Origin of the sequence: Achromobacter sp. HZ34 (assembly GCF_002209485.1) — a bacterium.
GTDB lineage: Bacteria > Pseudomonadota > Gammaproteobacteria > Burkholderiales > Burkholderiaceae_B > Bordetella_C.
The window spans coordinates 240,167-253,797 of sequence record NZ_NJIX01000004.1 but is presented as its reverse complement, the minus strand read 5'-3'; the positions used below and the strand labels follow the sequence as shown (position 1 = coordinate 253,797).

The window sequence follows — 13,631 nt, the reverse complement described above, 5'->3', positions numbered from 1 at the left end:
CGCTCCCGGACACTGCCGTCCACCCCGCCGCCGGTACCCTTCCGGACGAGGCCCACCGGCCCTCGCTGGCAGACCAGGCAAAGGCCCTATATGCCTTGCTGCGCGAGCGCGCGGTGGAGCCGACACCGGAACTATCACGCCCGGTCTTCGTCGCTGGCCAGCCCTGTGGCAGGGCCACCCTGGCGGCCTGTGATGCACTGCGTCATCTGTCTGGCGTAGTGGTCTCGCGGGACGCTCTGGAATTAGGTCAAACCCTGGTACCCGGGGTGGCGCTGGACACGCTCCTGGCCGGTGTGGCCCAGGCGCTGCGCGATGCCAACTGCCTGCGCGGCTGGCGCGACGAATTGCTGGACGTACTGGACCAGGCAGGCCGCCCGGTCGGCGCCATCGAGCGTGCCGCGGTACGCCCGCTGGGCCTGCTGACGCGCGCCGTGCATCTGAATGCGTGGACGCCCGATGGCCGCCTGTGGATCGCGCGCCGGGCCTTGAGCAAGTCCACCGATCCCGGCATGTGGGACACGCTGGTGGGCGGCCTCGCCGGCAGCGGGGAAGACCTGGACCTGGCGCTGGTGCGTGAATGCGGCGAGGAAGCCGGGCTGGACGTGCCCGACATCCAGGCACGCGAACCCATGCGCACGATATTGCGCATGCAGCGCCGCCTGCCCGAGGGCTATCAGGTGGAAGACCTGCTGGTCAGCCGCTGCGTGCTGCCGCCGCATGTGCGGCCGGCCAACCGGGACGGCGAGGTCATGGAGATCGCCACGGTCGAGCCGGCGCGTGCCCTGGCCATGGTGGCGGCCGGCGAATTCACCCTGGAAGCCGCACTGGTCATCGCCGACGAACTGATGCGGGCTTAGCCTAGGATTGCGGCTGCCCGGGCGCAGGAGACGAGGCAGGCGTCGTGGTCCCCGTGGACGAGAACTGCCGCCACACCTCGATGGCCCGCATCCGCTGGCGCGCCACGATCTCTATGCCCTCGCGCAGCGACGGATCGCCCGCCAGCAGGGCGCGGAAATCGCGCGCCGACATCATCAGCAGTTTGCTATAGCCCAAAGAGGTGACCTCCGGCATCATCACCTGCTCGCCCAGCAAGGCCAGTTCGCCGAAGAATTCGCCGCTGCCCAGTTCCACGGTCGTGTGATCCGGCAGGTGCACCGTCACCGCGCCCGAAGCGACGAAGCACATGGCATCGACATTGCGCCCATGTCCCAGCACCACCTGGTCGGGCAGCGCCAGGCGCGGCTTGAGCAGCTTGCAAATGGCGCGCAAGGAGTCCGCGCTTAGACTTTCGAACAGGGGCACGCGCTTGACCAGCTCGGTAGCGCTCATTTCGATGTCCAGCGGCGGATGGCGGTCGATGTGGCCCCAGCGCGCTTCCAGCTTCTCCACCAGGTCGGCATAGACTTCCCCGCTGATCAGCGACTGCCCCAGCATCTCGCGGTAGCGCATCCGCTCCAGCTGCCGCGCCACGCGGCCCAGGTAGCTTTCCTGCAGCCACAGCGCATAGGACGGATATTGCAGGTTGAGCGCCTGCAGCGCGTTCTCGATGGCATCCAGGCGGCGCTGGTGCGCCCGCACCAGCACCTCGGCGGTTTCCTCGCCCAGCATCGGCTTGATCTGCTGTCCGGCGAAGGCGATCAGCCTTTGCGCCACGGTACGCTTGCACATCAGGGCGGCGAAACGCTGGCCCAGTTCCGAGGCCAGCCAGCGCTGCCAGCCGAACAGATAGTGCATCCGCAAGGCCACGCGGAAGCCCTTGGAGTAGCGCACGTCGGCGGCGATGCCATTCTCGAAACCGCCCAGGCCGCCCGCGCGGACGGCGTCTTCCAGCCGTTCCGAGCGCGCCAACAGCGATTCCGCCAGCCGCCAGTCGACGATCTGGGCCTTCAGCACGTCGAAGAACATTTCCTCCTCGCGCCGCGCCAGGATGGCCAGGCCCACCGACACCCGCGCGTCCAGCGACATGCTGCTGACCTCGGCGTCGCGCACTTCCTGCAGGCTGGTGTCGAACACCGTCCGAATGCGCTCGCGCACTTCCGGGCCGATATGGTCCGCGCTGGCCACGTCATCGGTCTTGTCCTGCAAGTCCTCCAGCGCCACCATCACCGCCTGGTTGCGGATGGTGCGTTCCATCTGCGACAACTCGTTCAGGCGCAGCAGGCGCATCAGCGGCCGCAGGCTGATGCCGTTGATGAACAGGGTCATCAGCACGAAACCGGTGGTCGCCACCGCGACGAACTGGCGCGCCGTCTCCGGCACGTCATTGCGTTCGGTCACCGCCAGGGCCAGGGCCAGCGAGACGGCGCCACGCAGGCCGCCCCACAGCATGACGGTCTTGTAGGCGCGGCTGACCCGGGCGCGCAGCCGCGTCAGCTTGAGCAAGGGCAGCATGCCGAACACCACGATGGCGCGCGCCACCAGGGTGGCGACGAACAGCACCAGGATCAGCCACAGGTCGGCGCCGGTCGCGTGTTCCATGATGCGCGGGATCAGCATGGCGGCGAACAGGAAGATCAGCGAATTGGCCCAGAAGCCGAATTGCGCCCACGCGCTGGTCAGGTACTCGAAGGTGGTCGGCGCCATGCGCGTGCGGCCTGTCGACCCCACCACCAGGCCGGCGATTACCGTGCCCACCACGCCGGACACGCCCAGGTAATGCTCGGAGACGTAGAAGGTGAGATAGGCCAGGGTCAGGGTCAGCGTGATCTCCGCGGCCGGGAAACCGCGCAGCCACGCGAACAGGTAGCAGGCCAGGCGCCCCATGACATAGCCGGCCAGGCCGCCGCCGATGAAGTGGATGACGAAATCGGTGAAGACATTGCCCACCGACAGCTTGCTCTGCCCCGTGATGACGGCCAGCAGCACCGAATACAAGGAAATCGACGCGGCGTCATTGAACAGGCTTTCGCCCTCCACCAGCGTGGTCAGGCGCTTGGGCGCGCCCAGGTCGCGGAAGATGCTGACCACCGCCGCCGGATCGGTGGTGGCGACGATGGCGCCCAGCAGCAGGCACACCACCAGTCCATACGGCGACAGCATGTGCAGGGTATAGCCCACCACCACCGTGCACACCAGCACCGCCACGATGGCCATCATCAGGATGGGGCCGATATCGTCCAGCAGGCGCCGCACGTTCATCGACAAGGCGGTTTCGAACAGCAGGACGGGCAGGAAAACGGTAAGGAAAGTTTCCGAGGAAATCTCGAACTTCTCGATCGAGTCCAGCATGTCCGCCACCACCGGCGGCGCCCAGCCATGGATGTGCACGCCCAGTCCCAGCAGGCAGCCGACGATGGCCAGCAGCACGGAGTAGGGCAGTTTCAGCCGGCCCGCCAAAGGCGGCATGAAGCACACCAGCGTGAGCAGCGTCGCCAGTCCGAAAACAAGTATTCCCACATCCATATTGTTTAATCCCGCGCCCTTATCCCGTTGACCGTAGAGGATAGCGGACTTTATCGGCGGATCGCGGGATATGGCGACCTGAATAGGGTTTTGAAGGGAATCCGAAAGCACTTTTGGTTACGCGAATTGAGGCGTGGAGGATGCCGCAGCTGCCTGAATTTCGCTAAGGTGAAGACAGCGTGCCCTATCGCGCTATCTATACCGTTGCCGGAGTTCCCCTTGCCCCCTGTTCCCCCGTCCGCGCTCACCGGCCTCCCCTCCGGCGCCATCCGGCCACTGCCATCGGCCGATGCCGACCGACCGGTTCTATTGATCCATTTGAGCGATGCCCACCTGGGCGCGGATTCCACCCTGATGCTGGGTGTCGATACGGAGGCCAGCCTGCGTGCCGTGGTGGACCAGATCCACCGTGAACATGGCGATGCCGACCTGGTGCTGGCAACGGGCGACCTTTCCCAGGACGGCAGCGAGCCGGCCTACCGCCGCTTCGCCCGCGTGGTGGGCGAACTGGGTTTGCCCGTGCGCTGCCTGCCCGGCAATCATGATTCACCCGCCATGCTGACGCGCACCCTGGGCCACTGGGCCAAGCCGGTGACCGATGTAGGCGCCTGGCGCGTCATCGCGTTGAACTCCACGGTAAGCGGTTCCAATGCCGGCCATCTGGACCGCCACCAGCTGGAAGTGCTGGATACCGCCGCCGCCAGCGCGGGGCCGCGGCCGGTGCTGGTGGCCCTGCATCACAATGCCGTGCCCATGACGCCGGACTGGCACGACACCATGATGCTGGACAACGCCACCGAACTGTTCCGCCACCTGGGCCGCTGGCGCAATATCCGTGTCCTGCTTTGGGGCCACGTGCATCAGGAATTCGATCGCCGGCGCGGCAATATGCGCCTGCTGGCCTCGCCGTCCACCTGCTTCCAGTTCACCATCCGCGATGGCCGCCATCGCATGGATACCAGTGCGCCCGGCTATCGCTGGCTGAAGCTGTACCCGGACGGCTCACTGGCCACCGGCGTGCGGCGCCTGGACCCCCGGGCATGGGAAGCCATGTTGCAAGGGTGGGAGCAGCTGGAAGCGGACCAGGCCGCGTGAAGCGGCGGAGAGGGAAAATCCCCCCTGGGTCGCCGTGGCAGCGGTCGATGTCGACGACCTGTCCTCAGGCCGAATCGATTTCCACGGCACTTGCGACGGCAATAAAAAACGGGGCACCCACAGGTGCCCCGTAAACCACCTGTCTCATAGGGGAGGGGAAAGAGGAGAAGCCGAGACAGGTGAGGGCCGCAATACTGGCATTGCGATCAGCATGCAGCCCGAATTGATTAGGTAACCAGCGGGGAATTTAGTTTCGCCAGGATTATGTATTTTCCCCGCGATGTGTATCCACCCGTTACGCCGCCAGCGTCCCACGCATCTTTTTCAGCGCCGCCGATTCGATCTGGCGGATGCGTTCCGCCGAAACGCCGAACTCATCGGCCAGCTCATGCAGCGTGGAACCGCCGTCGTCCTGCAGCCAACGCGCCTGGATGATGCGGCGGGAACGTGCGTCCAGCTTGTCCAGGGCGCCGTTCAGGCCGTCGCCTTGCAACTGTTCGCGCGCCTTGCGTTCCAGCACCCGGGTCGGTTCCTGCCGGCCTTCGTCGGACAGGTAGGCGATGGGCGCATAGGTATCCTCATCGTCGTCCTGGCTTTCCAGCGACAGTTCACGGCCGGACATCCGCACTTCCATCTCGCTGACGTCTTCACGACGCACGTTCAGCTCGCGCGCGATCTCGTCGACCTTCTCGCTGTCCAGGGTCTTGCCGTCCGGACGCATGCTGCGCAGGTTGAAGAACAGCTTGCGCTGGGCCTTGGTGGTCGCCACCTTGACCAGGCGCCAGTTCTTGACGATGTACTCGTGGATTTCCGCCTTGATCCAGTGCACGGCAAAGGACACCAGGCGCACACCGCGCTCAGGGTCGAAACGCTTCACGGCCTTCATCAGGCCGACATTGCCTTCCTGGATCAGGTCGGCATGGGGCAGGCCATAGCCTAGATATTGGCGGGCAACGGACACCACCAGGCGCAGGTGCGACAGCACGAGCTCACGGGCGGCGCCAAGGTCATCGTTGTCGCGCAGACGGCGGCCGAGCGAAGTCTCCTGCTCAGCGGTCAGGACCGGCAGACGATTCACAGCCGATATATACGCGTCGATCGTCCCCAGCGAGCCGGGATTGGCGATAGCCAGAGCCAGGGCGTTGGAAGAGACCGTCAACGAGGAATTTGCCTGTTTCATGGTGAGTTTTCTCCAGGAAACCTTAATAAAGTGGAACTGATGTTAGCACTCGAAGTGCTGGACTGCTAATTGGACATGCGCATTATGTCCATAGTTCCCCGCTATGTAGGAGAAGACCCTGATCCCTGTCAGTTAATAGGGAGAAAGGCCGGGACTATCCCCCGCCGCGGCGGAACATTTTCCGGTCCCGGGCCGCGTAGTGCGCCCGTCCGGCTTACCAGGTCTGGCTTACCAGCCGCGCTGTTTCAGCCCGTCAGTGGTGGCGCTGTCCGCCGGCCGCACGAACAAGGCACCGCGGGGATCGAGCAGGACCCGATACTGCGCGCCGTCGAACATCGGCATGTAGGCGCCGCTGCCGAACTGCACGTCGACGAAGGGCAGCCAGTTGGGGAAGCGGTGCTTCAGCGTCGTCAGGTCCGGTGTGCGCGTGTCGCCCAGCGGATAGACCGTGCGCGGCTGCGACTGCTCGGCCACGGGGTCGTCGTAGCGTCCTGACAGCCGCTCCATCCGGTACAGGGGCGGCACGCCAGCCAGCAGCGCGGGCAACTCCCAACGCACCACACGGGCATCGATCTGCCATTGGTCGCCCCGAACCTGGAACTGGCGCGGTGCCTCGCCCTCCAGCTGGCAGGTGACCAGGTACTGGCGTTCGCCCTGCTGTTCCAGCCGGATGGTCGCCACTGGCTGATCAGTTGTCAGGCGGTGGAACTGATATAGCGAACCGCCCAGCAGCCCCGACACCACGGCCAAGGCCAGGATCAGCAGACCGACCAGACGGCGCACCGGGCGCAGGCGGAACTGCTTGCGGCCAGTGGCATCGCGCGGCCCGCCGCGCCCAAGAAACAGGACAGCGCCCAACAGCAAGGCCACCAGGGCCGGCCCGAGAATCCACAGGAAAGGAGCTACAGCCAATCGGCTACCCCGCCAACGTTTTCGACACTTTCAGTATATAGATGCTGTCAACGCTGTGCCGCCCCAAGTCCCATCCGGTTATGGACAAGCGTAACGAGAAGTCCCAGCCGGTCTGTTGTCACAGGCGCTGGGCATGGAAGCGGATGTGGTCTTCCATGAAAGTGGAAATGAAGTAGTAGCCGTGGTCGTAGCCTTCATGGCGGCGCAGGTCCAGCGGCTGGCGCGCCTGCACGCAGGCGGCTTCGAAGGCGTCCGGATACAGCTGTTCGGCCAGGAAGGCATCGGCCAGGCCCTGGTCCACCAGGATGCCGCCGGGGAAGGGCGCCTGCGCCTTGCTCATCAATTCGGAAGCGTCGTAAGCCGCCCACGCCGTCCGGTCCGGTCCCAAATAGTTACCGAAGGCCTTATGGCCCCAGGGACACTGGCTGGGCGCGGCCACCGGCGCGAAAGCCGACACCGAACGGAATTTCACCGGATTGCGCAGCGCCAGCACCAGCGCGCCATGGCCGCCCATCGAATGGCCGAAGATGCCCGTGCGAGCAGCGTCGCCGGGCAGTTCAGCGTGTTGGCCCGTCACCATGCCGTACAGTTCCTCGGTGACGTAGCTGTACATGCGGTAGTGCTTGCTCCAGGGCGCCTGGGTCGCGTCCAGGTAGAAGCCGGCACCGGTGCCGAAATCCCAGCCGTCGTCCTCGCCGGCGATGCCGGCGCCGCGCGGGCTGGTGTCAGGCGCCACCAGCAACAGGCCCAGCTCGGCCGCCAGACGCTGGGCGCCACCCTTGATCATGAACGTCTCTTCAGTGCAGGTCAGGCCCGCCAAGTAGAAGAGGACGGGCACCCGGCCCTGTTCCGCCTGCGGCGGCACGAATACGGAAAACCGCATCGGCAGGCCGATGGCGGCCGAATCGTGGCGGTAATAGCGCTGCCAACCACCGAAGCAGCGATGCTGGGAAACCAGCTCCAGACCGGCCATAGGGAAACTCCTGAAAGATGAGGCGCAGGGAAGATAAACGAGATCGAGCAGGGCTCGCCCCGGCAAAAACAGCGGGCGTACGCAGGAAATCTTAACCCGCCGGCGCGCCGCGCCACCGGCCGGGGGACAGGTCGAAAGCCGCGCGGATGACGGAAGGGGTGCCGTAACAGCGGGGAGTCGGGTAATCTTGGATCTACTTGGTATTGCACGGCGGCGTTTACGCGGTACCATTTATTGCCACTGCGCTCTTTTGCGCGCCGCATGCTCAAGACCTGAGATCCTATGGCACGCCTGCCCCGACTGTACGCCCCCGGACTGCCTCAACTGGTCCTCGCCAATTTCATCCACCCGCTGGCCGCCCCGTCGCAGCCCGCGCCGGCGGACACCCTGAACCAGGTTGCCACCTGGCTGGGCGAAACCGCCACGCGCAATCGCGTCGCGCTGCATGGCTGGGTGCTGGCCAGCGACCGGATCCTGCTGCTGGCCACGCCCGTCGACGGCGAAGGCCTGCCCCGCTTGATGCAGACACTGGGCCGTAACTTGGCCGCACGCCTGCGCGGCGGTCGTGTCTTCGCCGGCCGTTACCGGTCCGCGCTGGTCGAGCCGGGCGCCTGGGTGCTACCTGCCCTGGTGTGGCTGGAAACCTATCCGGTCCGTAGCGGCGCCACCCACGACGCCGAGTTGTGGCCGTGGTCCTCGGCGGCCGGACACACGGGCAGCGCCGCCACCCAGGCCGGGTGGATGTCGGATCACACGGATTACTGGTCCTGTGGCAATACGCCGTTCGACCGCCAGGCCAACTATCGCCGCCGCCTGCAGGAAGGCTTGTCGCAGGAACAGATACAGCGCGTCGACCAGGCGGTGCAAGGGCAGTGGGCGCTGGGCGGACCGTCCTTCATTGCCTCGTTGTCGCACACCGCCAGCCGCCGGGTCACCCCGGGCCAGCGCGGCCGCCCGCGCAAGAAGCCCGCGGAGCCCGTGTCCACCGAAACACCTTGAGACAGCGCCTGCGAGGGCGACAATAGAAAAGACCGGGTCCGTCCCGGTTTTTTTACGCCTGTGCTTCTTGGGGACACATAGGACACCGCGTTGATGTGTCCCCGATTTATACGAGTTACGTTTAACGTCCATTAATTTAGGGACATACCCCATTTAATTATCTTGCCGCTAGCGCTGCAGCGCAGTATCGTCGCGGCTTGCGCTGCAACATTGCGCCCGTAGATTCTTATTTTCAGCAGCCCCACGCCCCTGGAGCGCGACATGTCCGTATCCCTGACCTCCCCCTCCTGTCCGCCGGAACCGCCCATCGACGCCACGCGCATCGGCATGACCGCGGGCACGCCCGCCGGCCTGCCCGCGCCGCAAGGGCTGTATCACCCGAACAACGAACATGATGCCTGCGGCGTGGGTTTCGTTGCCCACATCAAAGGCCGCAAGAGCCACGCCATCATCCAGCAAGGTCTGAAGATCCTGGAGAACCTCGATCACCGGGGTGCCGTGGGCGCGGACAAGCTGATGGGCGACGGCGCCGGCATCCTGATCCAGATTCCCGACTCGCTGTACCGCGAGGAAATGGCGCAGCAAGGCGTGGCCCTGCCGCCGCCGGGCGAATATGGCGTGGCCATGGTCTTCCTGCCCAAGGAAACCGCGTCGCGCCTGGCCTGTGAACAGGAACTCGAACGCGCGGTGCGCGCCGAGGGCCAGGTTGTGCTGGGCTGGCGCGACGTGCCGGTGGACGTGGACATGCCCATGTCGCCCGCCGTGCGCGGCCTGGAACCGGTGATCCGCCAGCTGTTCATCGGCCGCGGCGCCGACGTGATGGTGCCGGACGCGCTGGAACGCAAGCTCTACGTCATCCGCAAGACCGCCAGCCACGCCATCCAGAACATGCGCCTGGCCCACGGCAAGGAATACTTCGTGCCGTCGGCGTCGGTGCGTACCGTCGTCTACAAGGGCCTGCTGCTGGCCGACCAGGTCGGCCGCTACTACCGCGACCTGGCCGACACCCGCACGATCTCGGCCGTGGCGCTGGTGCACCAGCGCTTCTCGACCAACACCTTCCCCGCCTGGCCGCTGGCCCACCCGTACCGCATGATCGCCCACAACGGCGAAATCAACACGGTCAAGGGCAACTTCAACTGGCTGCGCGCCCGTGAAGGCATGATGCAGTCGGCGGTGCTGGGCGACGACCTGCCCAAGCTCTACCCCATCGTCTATGAAGGCCAGTCGGACACGGCGACGTTCGACAACTGCCTGGAACTGCTGGTGAATTCCGGTTATTCCCTGGCGCACGCCATGATGATGATGATCCCGGAAGCCTGGGAACAGCACACCCAGATGGACGAAAGCCGGCGCGCCTTCTACGAATACCACGCCGCCATGATGGAGCCGTGGGACGGCCCCGCCGCGGTGGCCTTCACCGATGGCCGCCAGATCGGCGCCACCCTGGACCGCAACGGCCTGCGTCCCGCACGCTACCTGGTCACCGATGACGACATGGTCATCCTGGCTTCGGAATCCGGCACCCTGCCCATTCCGGAAAACCGCATCGTCAAGAAGTGGCGCCTGCAGCCCGGCAAGATGTTCCTCATCGACCTGGAACAGGGCCGCATCATCGACGACGCTGAAATCAAGTCGCAACTGTCGAATTCCCGTCCGTACCGCCAGTGGATCGAGCGCCTGCGCGTCAAGCTGGAATCGCTGCCGACGCCCAAGGCCGCCAGCACGCCCGACCGCTCGGCGTCGTCGCTGCTCGACCGCCAACAGGCATTCGGCTGGACCCAGGAAGACTACAAGTTCATCCTCGAACCCATGGCGATCACCGGCGAGGAAGCCATCGGCTCGATGGGCAACGACGCGCCCCTGGCCGTGCTGTCGAACCGCCCCAAGGCCTTCTACAGCTACTTCCGCCAGCTGTTCGCCCAGGTCACCAACCCGCCCATCGACCCCATCCGCGAACAGATGGTGATGTCGCTGGTGTCCTTCATCGGGCCCAAGCCCAACCTGCTGGACATCAACAACGTCAACCCGCCGCTGCGCCTGGAAGTCGCGCAGCCGGTGCTGGACGGCGCCGCCATGGCCCAGATCCGCGACATCGAGCAGGTCACCGGCAAGAAATTCCGCAGCCAGGAACTGGACATCACGTATCCCGCCGCCTGGGGCCGCGAGGGCATCGAAGCCCGCGTGGCGGCCCTGTGCGCCCGCGCCGTCGATGCGGTGCGCAGCGGTTTCAACATCCTGATCGTGTCCGATCGCCTGGTCGATAACGACCGCGTCGCCATCCCGGCCCTGCTGGCCACCTCGGCGGTGCACCAGCACCTGATCCGCGCCGGCCTGCGCACCAACACCGGCCTGGTGGTGGAAACCGGTTCGGCGCGCGAAGTGCACCACTTCGCCCTGCTGGGCGGCTACGGCGCCGAAGCCATCCACCCCTACCTGGCGCTGGAAGCGCTGGAGCAGATGGCGGATCCGGAAAAGGCGGTGAAGAATTACGTCAAGGCCATCGGCAAGGGCCTGAACAAGGTCATGTCCAAGATGGGCATCTCCACCTATATGTCCTACACCGGCGCGCAGATTTTCGAAGCCGTCGGCCTGCAATCGGCGCTGGTCAACAAGTACTTCACCGGCACCTCCAGCACGGTGGAAGGCATCGGCATCTTCGAAGTGGCCGAGGAAGCCTTGCGCCTGCATCGCGCCGCCTTCAGCAGCGATCCGGTGCTGGCCAGCGACCTGGAAGCGGGCGGCGAGTACGCCTACCGGGTGCGCGGCGAAGAACACATGTGGACGCCGGACTCCATCGCCAAGCTGCAGCACGCCACGCGCGCCAACAACTACCGTACCTATAAGGAATACGCCCAGATCATCAACGACCAGAGCCGTCGCCACATGACCCTGCGCGGCCTGTTCGAATTCCGCTTCGATCCGTCCCGCGCCATCGCGCTGGACGAAGTGGAATCGGCCAAGGACATCGTCAAGCGCTTCGCCACCGGCGCCATGTCGCTGGGCTCGATCTCCACCGAAGCCCACTCGGTGCTGGCGGTGGCGATGAACCGTATCGGCGGCAAGTCCAACACCGGCGAAGGCGGTGAAGACGAACTGCGCTATCGCGGCGAAATGCGCAACGGCGGCAAGAGCATCGTCAAGGACGGCGACACGCTGGCCAGCGTCCTGGGCGAGGACCGTATCGAAGCCGACGTGCCGCTGGCCGCGGGCGATTCGCTGCGTTCCAAGATCAAGCAGGTGGCCTCGGGCCGTTTCGGCGTCAGCGCCGAATACCTGGCCAGCGCCGACCAGATCCAGATCAAGATGGCGCAGGGCGCCAAGCCCGGCGAAGGCGGCCAGCTGCCTGGCCACAAGGTGTCGGAATACATCGCCAAGCTGCGCTACTCGGTCCCGGGCGTGGGATTGATCTCGCCCCCGCCGCACCACGACATCTATTCGATCGAAGACCTGGCCCAGCTGATCCACGACCTGAAGAACGTCAACAGCAAGGCCTCGATCTCGGTCAAGCTGGTGTCCGAAGTGGGCGTGGGCACGGTGGCCACGGGCGTTGCCAAGGCCAAGGCCGATCATGTGGTGATCGCCGGCCATGACGGCGGCACGGGCGCGTCGCCGGTGTCGTCGATCAAGCAGGTCGGTACGCCGTGGGAACTGGGCCTGGCCGAAACCCAGCAGACGCTGGTGCTGAACCGCCTGCGCAGCCGCATCCGCGTGCAGGCCGACGGCCAGATGAAGACCGGCCGCGACGTCGTCATCGGCGCGCTGCTGGGCGCCGACGAATTCGGCTTCGCCACCGCGCCGCTGGTCGTGGAAGGCTGCATCATGATGCGCAAGTGCCACCTGAACACCTGCCCGGTGGGCGTGGCCACCCAGGACCCGGTGCTGCGCGCCAAGTTCCAGGGCAAGCCCGAGCACGTCGTCAACTACTTCTTCTTCATCGCCGAGGAAGTGCGTGAAATCATGGCCCAGCTGGGCATCCGCCGCTTTGACGAGCTGATCGGCCGTGCCGACCTGCTCGACACCCGCGCCGGCATCGGCCACTGGAAGGCCAGCGGCCTGGACTTCAGCCGCGTGTTCTACCAGCCGGAAACGGACGGCCCGCTGCGCCAGGTCGAGGAACAGGACCACGGCCTGGCCGCCGCCCTGGATCACCAGCTGATCGAACGCAGCCGCCCGGCCATCGAGCGCGGCGAGAAGGTGTCCTTCATCGTGCCCGTGCGCAACCGCAATCGCACCATCGGCGCCATGCTGTCGGGCGCGGTGGCCGCGCGCTACGGCCACGAAGGCTTGCCGGACGACACCATCCACATCCAGTGCAACGGCACCGCCGGCCAGAGCTTCGGCGCGTTCCTGGCGCACGGCATCACGATGGACCTGGTGGGCGAAGGCAACGACTACGTCGGCAAGGGCCTGTCGGGTGGCCGCATCATCGTGCGCTCGCCCAACGACTTCCGCGGCTTCGGCCCGGACCACATCATCGTCGGCAATACCGTCATGTACGGCGCGCTGGCAGGTGAGGCTTTCTTCAACGGCGTGGCGGGCGAACGCTTCGCGGTGCGCAACTCCGGCGCGGCCGCGGTGGTCGAGGGTACCGGCGACCACGGTTGCGAATACATGACCGGCGGCACCGTGGTGGTGCTGGGTGGCACCGGCCGCAACTTCGCGGCGGGCATGTCCGGCGGCGTGGCCTACGTCTGGGATCCGGACCGCAGCTTCCGCCATCGTTGCAACCTGTCCATGGTCGAACTGGACAGCGTCCTGCCGCACAGCGAGCAGGAAGCGCTGAACAACATCGACGTGTGGCACAGCGCGCAGCGCGGCCATGAACGCCAGACCGACGAAACCATCCTGCGCCGCCTGGTGGAAGAACACTTCCGCTACACCGGCAGCTACCGCGCCCGCGAAATCCTGGGCGACTGGGAAGCTTCGCGCGGCAAGTTCGTCAAGGTCATGCCGACTGACTACAAGCGCGCGCTGGGTGAAATGTGGCGCGCGGCCAACCCGCAGAAGATGGCCGCTTAAAAGTGCGCAATCGCCCTCACCGGACACAGGTATAGGACTAGCAATACC

8 protein-coding genes are annotated in these 13,631 nt (G+C 65.7%); 4 read left to right on the top strand and 4 right to left on the bottom strand.

Translation table 11 applies throughout. The features are described 5' to 3' along the window. Window positions 1-65: 65 nt before the first annotated feature. The gene (locus tag CEY05_RS17675; protein ID WP_369825970.1) at window positions 66-857 is read left to right on the top strand and encodes an NUDIX domain-containing protein; all 792 of its coding nucleotides are present in this window, start codon (window positions 66-68) and stop codon (window positions 855-857) included. A 1-nt stretch (window position 858) separates the two neighbouring features. On the opposite strand, the gene CEY05_RS17670 is transcribed toward CEY05_RS17675, so the two are convergent. Continuing rightward, complete coding sequence (locus CEY05_RS17670) at window positions 859-3,402, bottom strand: cation:proton antiporter (RefSeq protein WP_088596814.1); 2,544 nt, start codon at window positions 3,400-3,402, stop codon at window positions 859-861. A 267-nt stretch (window positions 3,403-3,669) separates the two neighbouring features. Here CEY05_RS17670 and CEY05_RS17665 point away from each other — a divergent pair, with 267 nt between their 5' ends. After that, on the top strand, window positions 3,670-4,497 hold the full coding sequence (locus CEY05_RS17665) for a phosphodiesterase (RefSeq protein ID WP_369825969.1): 828 nt from the start codon (window positions 3,670-3,672) through the stop codon (window positions 4,495-4,497). Window positions 4,498-4,792: 295 nt separating this feature from the next. Here the strand turns inward: CEY05_RS17665 and rpoH are convergent, their stop codons facing one another. The 3 genes from rpoH to fghA form a co-directional block, all read right to left on the bottom strand. Further along, window positions 4,793-5,677, bottom strand: a complete 885-nt coding sequence (gene rpoH / locus CEY05_RS17660; RefSeq protein ID WP_088596813.1) for an RNA polymerase sigma factor RpoH — start codon at window positions 5,675-5,677, stop codon at window positions 4,793-4,795. 228 nt (window positions 5,678-5,905) lie between these two features. Then, window positions 5,906-6,589: a hypothetical protein gene (locus CEY05_RS17655; RefSeq protein ID WP_369825961.1), complete on the bottom strand. Its 684-nt coding sequence runs from the start codon at window positions 6,587-6,589 to the stop codon at window positions 5,906-5,908. A 118-nt stretch (window positions 6,590-6,707) separates the two neighbouring features. Continuing rightward, complete coding sequence (gene fghA, locus CEY05_RS17650; RefSeq protein ID WP_088596812.1) at window positions 6,708-7,562, bottom strand: S-formylglutathione hydrolase; 855 nt, start codon at window positions 7,560-7,562, stop codon at window positions 6,708-6,710. Between the two features lie 282 nt (window positions 7,563-7,844). On the opposite strand from fghA, the gene CEY05_RS17645 reads away from it, so the two are divergent. Together CEY05_RS17645 and CEY05_RS17640 are read left to right on the top strand one after the other, a co-directional pair. Then, the gene (locus tag CEY05_RS17645) at window positions 7,845-8,561 is read left to right on the top strand and encodes a hypothetical protein (RefSeq protein ID WP_088596811.1); all 717 of its coding nucleotides are present in this window, start codon (window positions 7,845-7,847) and stop codon (window positions 8,559-8,561) included. A gap of 261 nt (window positions 8,562-8,822) precedes the next feature. Next, a complete protein-coding gene (locus CEY05_RS17640) occupies window positions 8,823-13,583 on the top strand; it encodes a glutamate synthase-related protein (RefSeq protein ID WP_088596810.1) in 4,761 nt (1,586 codons plus the stop codon). Window positions 13,584-13,631: the final 48 nt, after the last annotated feature.

Excerpts from the sequence above, each read along its gene's own strand:
- CEY05_RS17640 (WP_088596810.1), top strand. The coding sequence starts at position 8,823 with ATGTCCGTATCCCTGACCTCCCCCTCCTGTCCGCCGGAACCGCCCATC.
- CEY05_RS17645 (WP_088596811.1), top strand. The coding sequence starts at position 7,845 with ATGGCACGCCTGCCCCGACTGTACGCCCCCGGACTGCCTCAACTGGTC.
- fghA (WP_088596812.1), bottom strand. The coding sequence starts at position 7,562 with ATGGCCGGTCTGGAGCTGGTTTCCCAGCATCGCTGCTTCGGTGGTTGG.
- CEY05_RS17670 (WP_088596814.1), bottom strand. The coding sequence starts at position 3,402 with ATGGATGTGGGAATACTTGTTTTCGGACTGGCGACGCTGCTCACGCTG.
- rpoH (WP_088596813.1), bottom strand. The coding sequence starts at position 5,677 with ATGAAACAGGCAAATTCCTCGTTGACGGTCTCTTCCAACGCCCTGGCT.